General features: G+C 57.9%; 12 protein-coding genes. 9 read left to right on the forward strand and 3 right to left on the reverse strand.

Translation table 11 applies throughout. From position 1 onward, the window contains the following. Positions 1–187 precede the first annotated feature (187 nt). Positions 188–3943: a vitamin B12-dependent ribonucleotide reductase gene (locus QMZ18_RS12110; protein WP_282606553.1), complete on the reverse strand. Its 3756-nt coding sequence runs from the start codon at positions 3941–3943 to the stop codon at positions 188–190. A gap of 668 nt (positions 3944–4611) precedes the next feature. On the opposite strand from QMZ18_RS12110, the gene QMZ18_RS12115 reads away from it, so the two are divergent. The 4 genes from QMZ18_RS12115 (at position 4612) to QMZ18_RS12130 (ending at position 6397) form a co-directional block, all read left to right on the forward strand. Further along, entirely contained in the window at positions 4612–4992 is a 381-nt protein-coding gene (locus QMZ18_RS12115; protein ID WP_322097198.1) for an NADH:ubiquinone oxidoreductase subunit NDUFA12, read from the forward strand. A gap of 80 nt (positions 4993–5072) precedes the next feature. Continuing rightward, complete coding sequence (mlaD, locus tag QMZ18_RS12120; RefSeq protein ID WP_282606554.1) at positions 5073–5549, forward strand: outer membrane lipid asymmetry maintenance protein MlaD; 477 nt, start codon at positions 5073–5075, stop codon at positions 5547–5549. Between the two features lie 12 nt (positions 5550–5561). Continuing rightward, entirely contained in the window at positions 5562–5837 is a 276-nt protein-coding gene (locus tag QMZ18_RS12125) for a hypothetical protein (protein ID WP_322097209.1), read from the forward strand. Continuing rightward, on the forward strand, positions 5834–6397 hold the full coding sequence (locus QMZ18_RS12130; protein ID WP_282606556.1) for a DUF2155 domain-containing protein: 564 nt from the start codon (positions 5834–5836) through the stop codon (positions 6395–6397). Before QMZ18_RS12125 ends, QMZ18_RS12130 begins: the two co-directional genes overlap by 4 nt. A 112-nt stretch (positions 6398–6509) precedes the next feature. Here the strand turns inward: QMZ18_RS12130 and QMZ18_RS12135 are convergent, their stop codons facing one another. Together QMZ18_RS12135 and QMZ18_RS12140 are read right to left on the reverse strand one after the other, a co-directional pair. Further along, positions 6510–7217 carry a GntR family transcriptional regulator gene (locus QMZ18_RS12135; protein ID WP_282606557.1) on the reverse strand — a complete coding sequence of 236 codons (708 nt, stop codon included), beginning with the start codon at positions 7215–7217 and terminating at the stop codon, positions 6510–6512. A gap of 105 nt (positions 7218–7322) precedes the next feature. Further along, positions 7323–10361 carry an FAD-linked oxidase C-terminal domain-containing protein gene (locus QMZ18_RS12140; RefSeq protein ID WP_322097199.1) on the reverse strand — a complete coding sequence of 1013 codons (3039 nt, stop codon included), beginning with the start codon at positions 10359–10361 and terminating at the stop codon, positions 7323–7325. A gap of 231 nt (positions 10362–10592) precedes the next feature. Here QMZ18_RS12140 and QMZ18_RS12145 point away from each other — a divergent pair, with 231 nt between their 5' ends. The 5 genes from QMZ18_RS12145 (at position 10593) to QMZ18_RS12165 (ending at position 15578) form a co-directional block, all read left to right on the forward strand. Continuing rightward, a complete protein-coding gene (locus tag QMZ18_RS12145; protein ID WP_282606558.1) occupies positions 10593–11792 on the forward strand; it encodes an alanine--glyoxylate aminotransferase family protein in 1200 nt (399 codons plus the stop codon). Between the two features lie 86 nt (positions 11793–11878). Continuing rightward, complete coding sequence (locus tag QMZ18_RS12150; protein WP_282606559.1) at positions 11879–12856, forward strand: TRAP transporter substrate-binding protein; 978 nt, start codon at positions 11879–11881, stop codon at positions 12854–12856. 113 nt (positions 12857–12969) lie between these two features. Next, positions 12970–13503, forward strand: coding sequence for a TRAP transporter small permease (locus tag QMZ18_RS12155; RefSeq protein WP_282606560.1), 534 nt, complete (start codon positions 12970–12972; stop codon positions 13501–13503). Beyond that, positions 13500–14780, forward strand: coding sequence for a TRAP transporter large permease (locus tag QMZ18_RS12160; protein WP_282606561.1), 1281 nt, complete (start codon positions 13500–13502; stop codon positions 14778–14780). The genes QMZ18_RS12155 and QMZ18_RS12160 overlap by 4 nt, the downstream gene beginning before the upstream one ends. Positions 14781–14789: 9 nt before the next feature. After that, the gene (locus QMZ18_RS12165) at positions 14790–15578 is read left to right on the forward strand and encodes an enoyl-CoA hydratase/isomerase family protein (RefSeq protein WP_282606562.1); all 789 of its coding nucleotides are present in this window, start codon (positions 14790–14792) and stop codon (positions 15576–15578) included.

A 15578-nucleotide genomic window follows, 5' to 3' on the forward strand; every position in this document is an offset into this window, starting at 1 on the left:
AAGACATGATCTCAGATTTTGAGCCTGGTGTGACCTAAATAAGGCGATTTTGCTTATTGAGTTAGAGACCTGCGGCAGGACTGTTCAAAACAGAAAATCGGGGTGCCTTGGGTAAGGACACCCCGAAGTCGACAGGGAGAACTCATACTTGAGTCTACAGGGTTGACCTGCTCCCGAGTTGGCTAGCTCAGGAGCAGCCGCTGGTGCTGCCGCAGGTCGCGCATTTCATGCAAGTCCCATTGCGTACCAGCGTAAAGTTGCCGCAGTCTCCGCAGGGGTCACCCTCATAGCCTTTCATGCGTGCTTCACGCACACGCTCCAGGCGCTTGTTGGATGCTGCAGAGGCCGAAGCCCCGCCGGCGGCAGTTGGCGACGGAGCTCCGGAAGGAGCTGCCGATGTTGACAGAGATGCGCCGACGAGTTCAGGAGACGGACTGCTGCCGCTTGAGGCCGGAGCCGCCGTCGAAGAGGTTATCTGAGAGACGTTGGAAGAGGCCGCGACGGCAGAAGAGCCGTTGTCGCCGCCGCCGTTGAAGACCAGGAGCTGATTGCGGACGTAGCCGGTGGATGCAACACGGCGCACGGTTTCCGCGACCGCTTCACGGGTGTCTTCCGGCAGATTGCCTTCCTGATTCCCGCGCCCGACCGAGTCCGGCATGACATCCGTGGGCTCCACATGGGCCAGATCATTACGGCCCAGGTAAGAGATCGCCAGCTCCCGGAAGATGTAGTCGATGACCGACGTCGCCATCTTGATGGCGTCATTGCCTTCGACCATGCCCGAGGGTTCAAAGCGCGTAAAGGTGAAGGCTTCGACATATTCTTCGAGCGGCACGCCGTACTGCAGGCCGATCGAAATGGCGATGGCGAAGTTGTTCATCAGGCTTCGGAAGGCCGCCCCTTCCTTATGCATGTCTATGAAGATCTCACCGATCGAACCATCTTCGTATTCGCCGGTCCGAAGATAGACCTTATGCCCACCGACAATGGCTTTCTGGGTATAACCCTTGCGCCGTTGCGGCAGCTTTGCCCGCTCGGTCTGGCGTTCGATGATCCGCTCGATGATGCGTTCGGCAACGATTTCCGCGCGCTGGCCTGTAGGCGCTTCAGCAATCTGTTCGGCCAGGGTCTCCTCGTCCTCGTCGTCGTCCATCTCCAGAATGGCGGTTGAAAGAGGCTGCGACAGTTTGGAGCCGTCCCGGTAAAGCGCGTTGGCTTTCAGGCCGAGGCGCCACGACAGCATGTAGGCGTCTTTGCAGTCGTCGACCGATGCCTGGTTCGGCATGTTGATGGTCTTGGAGATCGCACCCGAGATAAAGGGCTGTGCCGCCGCCATCATGCGGATGTGGCTTTCAGCCGACAGGAAGCGTTTTCCGATCCGGCCGCAGGCGTTGGCACAATCGAAGACCGGAAGATGCTCGTCTTTCAGTCCCGGTGCGCCTTCCAGGGTCATGGCACCGGTGCAATAGGTGTTGGCTGCTTCCACATCGGCCTTCGTGAAGCCGAGGGTCGACAGCATGTCGAAGGAGACATCGTCCAGCTGCTCTTCGCTGAAGCCCAGCACCTTGGTGCAGAACTCTTCGCCAAGCGTCCACTTGTTGAAGGTGAACTTGATATCGAAGGCCGAACCCAGGCTTGCTTCGATTGCCTGAAGAGCTGCTTCAGTGAAGCCTTTGGCGCGCAGGCTTTCATGGTTGACTCCGGGCGCGCCTACCAAGGTGCCGTGACCGACAGCGTAACCAACGATGTCTTCGATCTGGCCGTCGTCGTAGCCCAGGGTCTCGAGTGCCTCCGGTACGGTGCGGTTGATGATCTTGAAGTAACCGCCGCCGGCCAGCTTCTTAAATTTCACGATCGCGAAGTCGGGCTCGATGCCGGTGGTGTCACAATCCATGACCAGGCCGATCGTGCCGGTCGGGGCGATCACCGTGGTCTGGGCGTTGCGATAACCGTGCTTTTCGCCCTTGGCCAACGCGTCGTCCCAGGCCCGCTTCGCGGCCTTGACCAGTGCCTTGTCGGGGCAATTCCCCGAGTCGAGAACCACCGGAAGAACCGAAAGCTCTTCGAAGCCATCGTTCTGGCCATGGGCTGCATGGCGATGGTTGCGCATGACCCGCAGCATGTCTTCGCGGTTTTCTTCATAACCGGGGAAGCTGCCGAGTTCGCCTGCCATCTCGGCAGAGGTGGCGTAGGCGACACCAGTCATCAACGCCGTCAGGGCGCCGCAGATGCCGCGACCCTCGTCGGAGTCGTAAGAGATGCCTTCTGCCATCAGCAGGCCGCCGATGTTGGCGTAACCCAGACCCAGCGTCCGATAGGCGTAGCTGAGCTGCGCAATCTGACGCGACGGGAACTGTGCCATGAGAACAGAGATTTCGAGAGTGAGCGTCCAGAGGCGAACCCCGTGCTCATAGGAGCCGATGTCGAAACGGCCGTCCTCATGCCGGAAGGTCATCAGGTTCAGCGACGCCAGGTTACAGGCCGTGTCGTCCAGGAACATATATTCAGAGCAAGGATTGGATCCGTTGATCCGGCCCGATGCAGGACAGGTATGCCAGTCGTTGATTGTGGTGTCGTACTGCATACCGGGATCGGCGCAGGCCCAGGCTGCCTGGGCGATCTTGTCCCAAAGCTCACGGGCTTTGATCGTCTTGTGGACGCCACCGTCGGTCCGGCGGAGCAAGGCCCAGTCACCGTCGTTCTCGACCGCTTCGAAGAAGCCGTTCGGCGCGCGCACGGAATTGTTGGAATTCTGCCCCGATACCGTCAGATAGGCATCGGAATCCCAATCGGTGTCATAGGTCTTGAACTCGATCGAGACATAGCCCTGACCGGCGTATTGAATGGTTCTTTGGATCGCGTTGTCCGGAACCAGGGCTTTGCGGGCAGCCCGGATTGCCTTTTTCAGCAAAGGGTTCTGCTTTGGATCAAGCGCCGCACTGCCGTTCTCTTCGCCTTCCAGTCCGTGGCAGGCCTTGATTACGTCGTTCAGATACTTTTCACAGGTCTTAGAGCCGGTCACTAATGCGGCAACCTTCTGTTCCTCAACGACCTTCCAGTCGATGTAGTCCTCGATGTCCGGATGATCCAGGTCCACGGTCACCATCTTGGCCGCGCGCCGTGTTGTGCCGCCGGACTTGATTGCACCAGCAGCGCGGTCGCCGATCTTCAGGAAACTCATGAGGCCTGAGGATTTGCCGCCGCCGGCCAGATTTTCGCTGGAGCCACGCAAGCGCGAGAAGTTGGTGCCGGTACCCGAGCCGTACTTAAACAGACGTGCCTCACGGACCCAGAGGTCCATGATCCCATTCTCGTTTACCAGATCGTCGTCGACCGACTGGATGAAACAGGCATGGGGTTGCGGGTGCTCGTAGGCGGAAGCCGAGCGAACCACTTCACCGCTCTCGAAGTGGACATAGTAGTGCCCCTGGCTCGGGCCATCGATGCCATAGGCCCAATGCAGGCCGGTGTTGAACCACTGTGGGGAATTTGGGGCCGCCATCTGACGCGCCAGCATGTAGCGCATTTCATCGAAGTAGGCGCGGGCGTCTTCCTCGGCGTCAAAGTAGCCACCCTTCCAGCCCCAATAGGCCCAGGTGCCTGCCAAGCGATCAAAAACCTGCTTCGCGCTATGCTCACCGCCAATCCGGCTGTCTTCCTCGAGCTCCTGCAGCGCTTTTTTATCGGGTGCGGAGCGCCATAGCCATGCGGGGACGTTGTCTTCACGGACTGCGGTCAGTTTGCGCGGTACACCGCGCTTGCGGAAGTATTTCTGCGCTAGAATATCGCAAGCAACCTGGCTCCAGGCAGCAGGGACTTCAATGTCCCGCGCCTCAAAGACGATCGACCCGTCCGGATTGCGGATCTCGCTCGATGTTTTTCTGAATTCGATCGAGTCGTAAACGTCTTTGCCGACTTCGGTGAAGCGACGTGCAATGCGCATGCCGTGTCCTCTCTTGACCTAAATGTTAATTTCGCCAGTTGTATGTGGCTCCGTGCAGGTAAATTCCCCGCATCTCCCCGGAACCGTGCCCCCGCATGCACCGCTAAAATCGCCGGTCAAAACCCCCGCGACAGCACATCTTGTTGCATGAGCTGAGTAAACCACAACATTTGCCCCGCGTCACCAGATATTGTCTTAACAAAGGGTTAATACCTACGTATCAAAAGTAGCAAAATAAGATAATAACGGTTATCTATGATAGGTAAAATATGGGGATAAATTGAAGTTTTTCAACGTTTTGCAGATTTGTGCACAGGGTATACGAGCATGGTTAATTTATTTGTAACATCTTGTCGCACCCCTGGCGGCATATCATAGATCTAGTGTCTGGAGATAAAGCGCCGATGGCATCCCGAGAGGGTGGTTAAAGGAGAGCGCCTGCCTATGGTTGCGGCGATGGATCGGTGACGGTCGTAAACTGTAAAGATGTCGATGCTAGTGTTCGACCCCAGGCGTAAGGTGTAAATGGGGCAATCGATGACCCTTGCAACAAGAGGGTTGGCCCCTCCATATCTAGGGCCTGGATTGGCTGATGCCGCTGGACTGAGGCCTGTCGAGATGTAATAGTCCGGCGCGTCGAAGCGTATGTTTCAGATTAAGGGGTTTTCATGGTTGGCGGCACGTTTGGCACATGGCTTTACACCAAGCTCAAAGGCGAGCTGGTCGGTCAGGACGCGCAGGGCAATCGCTATTACCGCATGAAGAGTGGCGGCACCGTGCACGGCGACAGCCTGCGCAAGGAGCGCCGCTGGGTCTATTATGACGGTGACGTGGAAGCAAGCCGCGTTCCGGCAGAATGGCACGCCTGGCTGCATCACGGAACCGACGAGATTCCACCCGAAGGCGGTCCTGCCAAGCATACCTGGCAAAAGGAACACCTGCCGAATCAAACTGGGACCGATCAGGCTTACCGTCCGCCGGGACATGCCTTTAAAGGCGGTGCGCGCGACAAGGCGACGGGAGATTACGAACCCTGGACGCCGGGCTGATCAACCACCGATCCACATTTCATTCAGAGAAATGACAATAGGGTCTGGGACTAGGCATTCGCTATCAGGGAAGTCGTAAGATGCGCAGAAACATTATCGAGACCATCATGGGCGGGATCGTCATCCTGGTCGCTGCGTTTTTTGTCGTTTTTGCCTTCAACAGCAGTGGTGTCAGCACTGTGGATGGCTATCAGGTTACGGCTGAATTCGACGATGCGACAGGTTTGGCGCCGGGTACGGATGTTCGCATGGCAGGCGTTAAGATCGGAACCGTGGTTGAGCAGAAGCTGAACCCGGATACCTATTTCGCCCAAATCGTTCTCAATATCGATGAAGAGATTAAGCTACCGGTCGGCACCTCTGCGCGGATTATCTCCGATGGCCTGCTGGGGGGAAACTTTGTCAGCCTGACACCGGGCGGAGACGACGAGAACATTCCGGCGGGCGGCGAAATCGAATATACGCAGGGGTCGATCAACGTCGTGGATCTTTTAGGCCGTTTCGTATTCAGCGCGGCAGAAGGTAGCGGCAGTGAATCCGAAAGCGACTTGAAGTAAACCGTGGGCGCAATGACTTCGAGCGGCGAAAAAACGGATATTCCCACCTGGCGCCAACCTGATGGTGCGGCGGTTTCCTGCCGCGAAAAGATCAAGGTGTTGAACGAGAACCTCGTTGAAATCCAGGAAATGGCCCAAGACGCACTGGAAGACGCCATCCTCATGGGTTGCGACGAACAGCAGGTGCGCGAAGTGTTGACCGGATTGATGGAACGACTCGACAATCCTTACGCAGCAAAAAACGCCCAAAACAAGGAACCCGCGAAGCCCGAGGATCCTGCCGAATGATGTCTTTTGCTGCGCGCTTCGGGGGGGGCCTCGCTGCCGGATCTCTCCTTGTTCTTGCCTCAACGCAGGCGCCGTTGCTGGCGCAGACCGCTGGCGAAACGGATCAGGCTGAAACGCCGGGCGTTGATCCGGACCAGTCTGCTGTCGAAGGAGACGTGCCACTCGACGAGATGCCGCTGGAAAAGCTGGGCGCGATCTTGCAGGGTCTGGACAAGATCACCGCGAGGGTCTCCGAATTCGAAGCTCCAATCGGAGAGACCGTGCGCTTCGGCAGCTTTGAGATCGTTGTCCAGGCCTGCCAGAAAACCCCGCCGGAAGAGCCGCCCGAATCGACGGCTTTTCTCGAGATCACCGATGTGCGGCCGGACGAACCGGCCCGAGTGGTTTTTAAAGGATGGATGTTTGCCTCCTCGCCCGCGCTTTCGGCAGTGGAGCATCCCGTCTACGACGTCTGGGTGACGGGGTGCCGCAACATACAAGTTGAGGCAGCACCGGGCTCAGCGGACGAGGGAGAGGGCGAGACTGGTACCGAGACGCCCGAAGAACCCGCCGCGCAGTGAAAGAATGATCTGAATCTGGAGCGATTGCCCTCTAGATCGGATTCATATAGTCAGCGCAGACCCACAGGTGGGACAGTCCGCCTTCGGCGATTCCATCTAAACTCGATCTGCTCTAGCGCGATGCTCGATTCGGCTTTTGAACGCTTTCGGCCATTTCCATGAGCTGTTGGCTGACCGTTTCGAACTTGTTCTGCAGATGGCGTTTCAGAATATCGGCCAGCTGTGCGCCATCCCGCGCTTCCAAAGCCGATATGATCTCCTCATGCTCAGCCGCGGCCTGCGCCCAGCGCTTGCGCGACATGTTTGCGAAGTAGCGCGCCCGGCGCACGCGCCCGGCGAGGGAACGATACATAACGATCAGGCTGTTGTTTCGCGAGCCGGCCAGTATGGCCTCGTGAATATTCTGATTAAGCTGAAAGTAGGGTTTCAGCTGTTCCTGTCGATAGTGTTCGATCATGCGATTGTGCAGAGAGCGCACAGAGGCGATCTCGCGTGCGGTCATGTGCTGACAGGCTAGTTCGCCGGCCAGTGCCTCTAAGGCACCCATGACCGGAAAGACCTCTTCCAGGTCCTCGATCGTGATAAGGCTGGCCGAGGCGCCGCGATTTGGTGTCAGGGTCACCAGGCCTTCCGACGCCAGAACCTTCAGCGCTTCGCGCAGCGGCGTACGTGAAACGCCGAACCGTTCGCAGAGCTCCTTTTCGGGAATCTTCACACCTGGCGGCAAGTCGCCGTCTACGATCAGTTCCCGGACGAGCCCAACCAGTTCTTCGTGTAGAGACTGCCGGACAATTGGCTGTTTGAGGGCGTTTGAAGCCATCTTTGAGTTCCCTGACGAGCTGTCGAAGGTGCTGTTTTCAGTTTTACATTCAACTTTTGGAGTTTATTGCACAAAAATGCAATGAAACCTTGCGATCCATTATCCTTACCGCAGGGCCGACTTCAAGATTTGAGCGACGTGCAGTGCTTGCCGGGTGGTGCCATCGGCAATCTGATGGCGGCAGGAGGTGCCGTCCGCGACGATCAAATCACCGGCTGCGGCGGCACGGACTTTGGGGAGCAGCGAAAGTTCACCCATTTTCATGGATACGTCATGGGTGTCGGCGTCGTAACCGAAGGCGCCCGCCATTCCGCAGCAACTGCTGTCGATGGTTTCGACCTCGAGATCAGGGATCAGGCTGAGTACCTTTTGCACCGGCGTTAAGATGCCGAAGGCTTTCTGATGGCAGTGGCCGTGCAGCAGAGCCTTTTTGGCGATGGGCTTGAGTTCGAGTTTCAGACGTCCGGCTTCGGATTCCCGGTCCAGAAATTCCTCAAGCAGCATCGACTGTGCGGCAATGGTTGCGACGTTTTCGTTACGGGTGTCGTCGTTTGGGAAAAGCGATCGGTATTCGTCGCGCAACGTCAGAAGACAGCTTGGCTCCAAGCCAATGATCGGTATCCCGCGTTGGGCGAAAGGCAATAAGGCGCTGATGACTCGGTTTGCTTCGACCTGCGCCTCGTCCAGCCGCCCCACCGAGAGAAAGGTCCGGCCACAACAGAGTGGGCGCTTGCCGTCAGTTGCGTTGGCAAAGAGAACTTTGTACCCACCGGCGTTGAGTACCGAGAGCGCCGCGTGCAGATTGTCGGGTTCGAAATATCTATTGAAGGTGTCGGCCAGGAGGATCACTTCGCGTCCGTCGGCTGCATTGTTGGTCAGGCTGGCGGCCTCTACTTCGTCGAAGCTGTCGCTGCGCCATTGTGGCAGTTTTCGTTTTGCCGAGAAGCCGGCCACCTTTTCCGAAAGAACGGCGAGACCCGGAATGCGGTCGCGCAGGTTCGCCGCCCCCGCCATCTTCGCAACGAAGGGTGCGTAGCGTGGCAGGTAGGCGACCAGCCTATCGTGCAAGCTGAGGCGATGCCGTTCGGCACGCGCGGCGAGGACCTCGGATTTCATCTTCGCCATGTCGACACCGGTCGGACACTCGCGCTTACAGCCTTTGCAGGATACGCAGAGTTTCAGCGTTTCCATCATTTCGTCTGAGGTGATCGCATCCGGACCGAGCTGCCCGGATAGCGCGAGGCGCAGACTGTTGGCGCGGCCACGCACGGAGTCGCGCTCGTCCCTGGTGACGCGGTACGAAGGACACATGACACCAGCATCGAGCTTGCGGCAGGCGCCGTTGTTGTTGCACATCTCCACGGCGCCCTGAAAACCGCCTCCTGCTCCAGGATAAGAGCTCCAATCAAGCAGGCTGCGCATCTCAGGTGTCTTGTAATCCGGGCCGTAACGCAGCAGCGCCCGCTCGTCCATTTTCGGGGCTCTGACGATCTTGCCGGGATTCAACAGACCTTCCGGGTCAAAGCGGTCTTTGACCTCTTCGAAGCTACGGACCATGCGGCTGCCGAACATGCGTTCATGATGTTCCGAACGAACGATGCCGTCGCCGTGCTCGCCGGAATGCGAGCCCTTGTATTCGGCGACCATGTCGAAAGCTTCCTCGGCAATCGCGCGCATTGTGCGCAGATCCTCGTCGAGTTTCAGGTTCAGCACGGGCCGAACGTGTAGGCAGCCGACCGAGGCGTGGGCGTACCAGGTCCCGCGCGTGCCGTGTTTGGCGAAGATGTTAGTCAGTCGTTCTGTGTAGTCGGCCAGGTCGGTCAGCCGTACCGCGCAATCCTCGACGAAGGAAATCGGTTTTCCCTCCGACTTCATGGACATCATTATGTTGAGTCCGGCCTTGCGGACTTCCATCAAGGCCGTCTGGGCGGCGGGGTCGACGATTTCCACGACGCCGCCCCAATGCTTGCCGTCACGGTTCCAGGCAAATCCGAGGTCACCGATGCGCTCGCCAAGCTGCTTTAGGCGGCGCAGGTTTTCCTCCTGATCATCGCCCGCGAACTCGACCAGCAACAGGGCTTCCGGATCACCTTTCACGACTTCTTCGATGGTTGGGCGATACATTGCCACGTCGCGCGCCAGATCAATCATGGTGCGGTCGACCAGTTCGACGAAGGCTGGATCGAGTGAGACCAGATGCTGTGTAGCATCCATCGCTTCGTAGAAACTGGCGAAATGACAAACCCCTAGTACCTTGGTGCGTGGAAGGGGAGATAACTTCAGTTCAATGCGGGTCGAATAGGCCAGGGTGCCTTCGGACCCGACCAGAAGATGCGACAGATTGTTGCTTTTCTCGCCTTCTCCACTGCCGGGGACAAGCGCATCAATGTTGTAGCCGCCGACCCGCCGGGCCACATCGGGAAACCGCAGGCGAATTTCCTCGGCTTCCCGGCTGCCCAGCGCGAAGAGATCGCGGAAGAGGTCGTGTTCAGGTGACGTATCGTTCACCGAAGAAATTTCCGGTGCGATCGGACCGAAATGCATCGGCGTGCCGTCGGCCAGCAGGGCATCAACGGCCAGAACATTGTCGCGCATGGTCCCATAGCGGATTGAACGGCTGCCGCAGGAATTGTTTCCGGTCATGCCGCCGATGGTTGCCCGGCTGGAGGTCGAAACATCGACCGGGAACCAGAGACCGTGCGGCTTCAACGCCGCGTTGAGATGATCCAGGACGATCCCGGGTTCAACCACACAACGCCGGTTTTCAGCGTCGAGCTCGATCAGTTTGTTGAGGTGTTTGGAAGTGTCGATCACCAGAGCGCGATTGACCGTCTGTCCGCATTGAGACGTGCCGCCGCCGCGTGGCAGAACCGGCACGCCGGCATCACGCGCGATCGCAAAGCTTTTTCGCACGTCTTCCAGGCTCTCCGGAACAATCACCCCCAGCGGCATCATCTGATAAACCGAAGCATCAGTGGCGTAGCGGCCCAGCGAAAAGCGGTCAAATAGCGTTGCGCCCTGGATCTCCGACGCCAGCCGGCGCTGGAGGGCGGAATCGAGTTCCACGGCCGACCCCATCGCGTTCTTCACGGCCTGTACCCGGTAGATTTTCGGGGTGAATTCATCCGATTTCGCATAATCCACTTGACTCGAAAATTGAATTCATAATTCATTATTGCAACATTCAATCCGCGCGACAAGCCGCGATCTGTTGCGTAGATAGGTTATGATGGAGTGACCGGCCGCCTGCGAACGGCTATCGGATTGCGCAGCCAGTTATTCGGGTCGGTCAGCTAGATCAATAGGTTAGTGAGGTGATTGACCTGACGCTTGAAAAACAGGCATTGGGTTCGGTCCACCAGAGGAGAAGTTCCGATGCCGAGGCAAGGCCGCCATTTCTTGCAAATTCCTGGTCCGACGAATGTTCCGGACCGAATCCTGCGCGCCATGGATATGCCGACCATGGATCATCGCAGTCCGGCCTTCGGTGAACTCGGGTTACGCGTTCTGAGCGGGCTGAAGACGATCTTCAAATGCACCGGTCCGGTCTTCATCTATCCGGCGTCAGGCACCGGTGCCTGGGAGGCGGCGCTGGTCAATACGTTAGACCCGGGCGATCAGGTTCTGATGTACGAGACCGGTCATTTTTCGACACTCTGGAAATCGATGGCGACGAAGATTGGCCTGCAGCCGGAATTCCTCCAAGGTGACTGGCGCAGCGGTGCCGACGCCAACGCAATCGAAAACCGCTTGCGCGACGATGCCTCCCACGAGATCAAAGCCGTTTGCGTTGTGCATAACGAAACCTCGACGGGCGCGACCACGCGAATCGATGAAGTGCGCAATGCGATTGACGCCGCCGGGCATCCGGCGCTGCTGATGGTCGATACCATCTCATCCCTGGCGTCGATCGACTACCGTCAGGACGAGTGGGGCGTCGATGTAACTGTTGGCGGATCACAAAAAGGATTGATGCTGCCGCCCGGACTTTCGTTCAATGCGGTGAGCGAGAAGGCACTGCTCGCTGCCAAGACCTGTTCCTCGAAAAAAGCCTTCTGGTCATGGGAGGATATGGCAGGCCCCAACGCAACCGGCTTCTTCCCCTACACGCCCGCGACCAATCTGCTCTACGGTTTAGCCGAGGCGATCGACATGCTGCAGGAAGAAGGTTTGGACAATGTCTTCGCCCGTCATGACCGGCACGCCGAAGCAACCCGGCGCGCGGTGCGCACCTGGGGGTTAGAGATTCTCTGCAATGAGCCGAAGAATTATTCAAGTTCGCTCACTGCGGTTCGTTTACCCGAAGGATACGATGCCGACGCTTTCAGAAAGGTCGTGGCCGACAATTTCAACATGTCGCTCGGCAATGGCTTGAGCAAGCTTGCGGGACGGGTTTTCCGGATCGGGCATTTGGGTGATTTCAACGATTTGATGCTGGCGGGAACCCTGTCCGGCGTCGAGATGGGATTGGAGCTGGCCGCCGTGCCCTTCGAGCAAGGCGGTGTACAGGCGGCGCTGAGTTATCTGGCCTCTGAAGCGCGTGCCCAAGCAGATGGGCGGGAGGCTGCCGAATAACTCGGCAGAGTAAAATCGGACAGCGCGGAGCCGTTCCCGCAGATCAAGCCGGTACGACACCAGAGCGGCACAATGGGAGGATGACAATGAAACTTATAAAGCTTCTGGCGACAGCCGCAGTGGCGGCCGCCATTTCGAGTAGTGCTTACGCAGATAAAATCCAATTGAAATTCGGACATGTCGGAGCGCCGGGGTCTCTCTTCGCCGCGTCTGCTAATGAGTTTGCCCGCATCGCCAATGCCAAGCTTGGCGACAAAGCCGAAGTTGTTGTGTTCGGCGCAAGCCAGCTCGGCAAAGACAAAGAGCTGTTACAAAAACTGAAGCTCGGACAAGTTCACTTCTCGCTGCCGTCGTCGGTCATGTCGTCGGTGGCAGATGAATTCGGTGTCTTCGAGATGCCCTACATCATCAAGGACCGTGGTCACATGAAGCGGGTCGAGGGCGCGATCATGGACTCGGTTCTGCAGCCTGCGGCCAACGCCAAGGGCTACAAGATCCTTGCGCTGTGGGAGAACGGTTTCCGTCACATCACCAACAACACGCGCCCGATCAACGTACCTGCCGACCTTGCCGGGGTAAAACTTCGTACGCCGAAGGGGGCCTGGCGGGTTAAGATGTTCAAGCTGTACGGCGCGAACCCGACCCCCATGTCTTTTTCGGAGGTGTTTACGGCCTTGCAGACCGGCGTGATCGATGGTCAGGAAAACCCCTATGCCCAGATCTGGAGCGCGAAGTTCCAGGAGGTGCAGAAGTATCTCTCCATTACCGGGCATGTTTACACACCTGCCTATGTACTGACCTCCGAAAAGCACTTCGCCAAGCTGCCGCAGGATGTTCAGGACGCCTTGAGCGAGGCGGCTCAGGAAACGCAGGCTTACGTCTATTCGACCGCTGCGATGCTTGAGACCGATCTGCTGACCAAACTCAAGGACGGCGGCATTACGGTAAACGACGCCGATAAAGGGGCGTTTGTCGATGCCTCCAAGCCGATCTATGACGAGTTTTCGAGCTCGGTCGATGGCGGTGCGGCCTTGGTCAAAACTGTTCTGGATCTGGCGCAGTAAATTTGTCCAAGCTGAAATCTGAACCAAGGTGATGAGCCGGTGTTGCGGTGTTCGCGCTGCGGCACCGGCTTGCCTTTCACGCGAATTAGGTCGGGATAACAGGGGTTAAAGCATTGCTTTCCGGGATATCGCGCGCGCTCGACGCCGTCCTGCAGTGGGTGTTGATCATCCTGATGATCAGTTTAACGGCTATCGTCGTGATCGCAGTCGTTTACAGAAAATTCGATGCGTCGCTGTCATGGTATGACGAGGTTGCTTCGATCACCCTGGCGTGGGTGACATACTACGGCGCGGCGCTGGCGGCCTTACGGCGGCAGCATATAGGTTTCGATTCCGTCATTATGGCAATCCCTAAAGGACTGCGCGCGGTGGCCGTTCTGGTTGCCGAAGTACTGGTGATCGGATTTTTTATCCTGTTGGCCTGGGCCGGATTCGAAGTGCTCGAGGTTCTCGAAGGAGAAACGCTGGTCAGTCTGACATGGGTACCGATCCAGCTCACGCAGTCGGTCATTCCGATCGGCGCGATCCTTTTCATTATTGCGGAATTACTCAGCGCGCCAGCCTACTTCAAAGCGGTGATGAGCGGGCAGTCCTCGGAGCATCCTGAGGTCGATGGTGACGAGTTCGAGGGAGGCGCCAGATCATGATCGTCTTTCTGATGTTCCTTGCACTGGTCGTGATGATTTGTCTGAACGTGCCGATCGCGGTGGCACTGGCCATTTCGGGCGTGCTCGGTCTGCTCGCCACCGAGGGTGTCGGCAGCCTGGTAACCGTTGCGCTGGATATGTACGACGGCTCGACCAAATTTTCGCTGATCGCCATTCCCATGTTCGTGCTGGCAGGGGCGATCATGAACGCCTCCGGCATATCACGGCGCCTGATCGCCTTCGTCAGTGCCATGCTCGGTTTTGTGCGCGGCGGTCTTTCCATGGTGACCATCGGCGTGTCGCTTTTCTTTGCCGAGATCTCTGGCTCGGCGGTCGCGGACGTGGCGGCGATCGGCTCGATCCTGATTCCGGAAATGAAGAAGCGCGGCTACAAGAAGGCTTTTGCAGCTGCCGTAACCTCTTCCTCAGCGTCTCTCGCCATCATCATTCCACCTTCGATTCCCATGATTCTCTACGCGGTTTCGGCTGAAACGTCGGTTGAGCAGCTCTTTGTGGCGGGTGTTGTGCCCGGCCTGCTCGGTGCCGCGGGTTTGATGGGCGTCGCGTACTACTCGGCGCGGAAGTATAATTTGCCGGTTGAAGAGGCCTTCAATCTGGCGCAGGTGCGCAAAACCTTTCTGGATGCCCTGCCGACCTTTGCCTTGCCGGTCATTATTCTGGGTGGGATCTTCGGTGGTTATGTGACCGCGACGGAAGCGGCCGGGCTGGCAGTCATCGTCTCGATCATTATCGGCATCTGGTACCGGGAGGTCGACTTCGGCCGTCTCAAAGTCGCGATGCTGGAAGGCGGTATGCAGACCGCAGTCGTGATGCTGCTGGTCGCCGCATCTGTTCTGATGGGCGGATTCCTCACGCGTGCTCAAATTCCGCAGGAAATCGCCCAATCGATTATCGATTTCACCGACAACAAATACGTCATTCTTGCGATCCTCAATGTCTTCTTCCTGATCATCGGCTTCTTTCTGCATTCGGCGGCGGCGATCATCCTTGTTGTGCCGATCGTGGTGCCGCTCATCCAGCAGGCGGGGATCGACCCGATTCATTTCGGGCTCGTGGTAACGCTAAACCTGGCCATCGGTCAGCAGACGCCGCCGGTGGCTTCGGTTCTGATTACCGCCTGTTCCATTGCCAAGGCCAACATCTGGGAAGTCAGCCGCATGAACGTGCTCTTTGTTGGCGTTCTGCTCGCGGTTCTTATTCTCTGCACCTATGTCCCGATGGTACCTTTGTTTCTGGTCGATTATTTCTACAGGTAGGGAAGCGCCGTGACTGAAGAATCCGAAGAGATCCTCTATGAGGTGAAGGATGACATCGGACTGGTCACCTTCAACCGCCCGCAGGCACGCAATGCCCTGACCTTCGGGATGTACCGGAGGCTCGCGGAGATCTGCCGGGACGCACCCGATAAAGATGGATTGAAGGCGATTATCGTTTGCGGTGCCGGTGACAAGGCCTTCGCGGCGGGGACCGACATTGCCCAGTTCAGGAGTTTCTCGACAGCCGAAGATGCCCTGAACTACGAGCAGCAGATGGACGACGTTCTGGGCGCTGTCGAGCGTTGTAGCGTGCCGACCATCGCTGCAATCCATGGGGCCTGCACCGGTGGTGGTGCCGGTATCGCTGCCGCTTGTGATCTACGGATCGCTGCGGCTGATTTTCGATTTGGATTTCCCATTGCCCGCACGCTGGGCAATTGCCTCTCGGTCGAAAACCTCTCGCGCCTGACTGCTTTGATCGGTGCAGGCCGGACGCGGGAAGTTATCTTTACCGCCCGCCTTGTCGGTGCTGAGGAAGCAAAATCGATCGGATTGATCTCGGAGATCCTGGACGACCGTGCGGCCGTCATGACCCGGGCTGAAGAATTGGCGAGCCTGATGGCCGGCTTCGCGCCCCTAACACTTCAGGCCACTAAGGAAGGCTTGCGGCGGCTGCGCGCAAAGCAGGCCGATCTGGATGATCATGACCTCGTTACGCTCTGCTACACCAGTGCCGATTTCAAGGAAGGGCTGGAAGCCTTCCTGGCCAAACGCAAGCCGGACTGGCAGGGACGCTGA

The sequence above is a fragment of the Pelagibius sp. Alg239-R121 genome, from assembly GCF_947331435.1.
Classification (GTDB): domain Bacteria; phylum Pseudomonadota; class Alphaproteobacteria; order Kiloniellales; family Kiloniellaceae; genus Denitrobaculum.

Coding starts and splice junctions, on each gene's coding strand:
- QMZ18_RS12115 (WP_322097198.1), top strand. CDS start 4,612: ATGGTTGGCGGCACGTTTGGCACATGGCTTTACACCAAGCTCAAAGGC.
- QMZ18_RS12160 (WP_282606561.1), top strand. CDS start 13,500: ATGATCGTCTTTCTGATGTTCCTTGCACTGGTCGTGATGATTTGTCTG.
- QMZ18_RS12110 (WP_282606553.1), bottom strand. CDS start 3,943: ATGCGCATTGCACGTCGCTTCACCGAAGTCGGCAAAGACGTTTACGAC.
- QMZ18_RS12150 (WP_282606559.1), top strand. CDS start 11,879: ATGAAACTTATAAAGCTTCTGGCGACAGCCGCAGTGGCGGCCGCCATT.
- QMZ18_RS12125 (WP_322097209.1), top strand. CDS start 5,562: ATGACTTCGAGCGGCGAAAAAACGGATATTCCCACCTGGCGCCAACCT.
- QMZ18_RS12135 (WP_282606557.1), bottom strand. CDS start 7,217: ATGGCTTCAAACGCCCTCAAACAGCCAATTGTCCGGCAGTCTCTACAC.
- QMZ18_RS12130 (WP_282606556.1), top strand. CDS start 5,834: ATGATGTCTTTTGCTGCGCGCTTCGGGGGGGGCCTCGCTGCCGGATCT.
- QMZ18_RS12145 (WP_282606558.1), top strand. CDS start 10,593: ATGCCGAGGCAAGGCCGCCATTTCTTGCAAATTCCTGGTCCGACGAAT.
- mlaD (WP_282606554.1), top strand. CDS start 5,073: ATGCGCAGAAACATTATCGAGACCATCATGGGCGGGATCGTCATCCTG.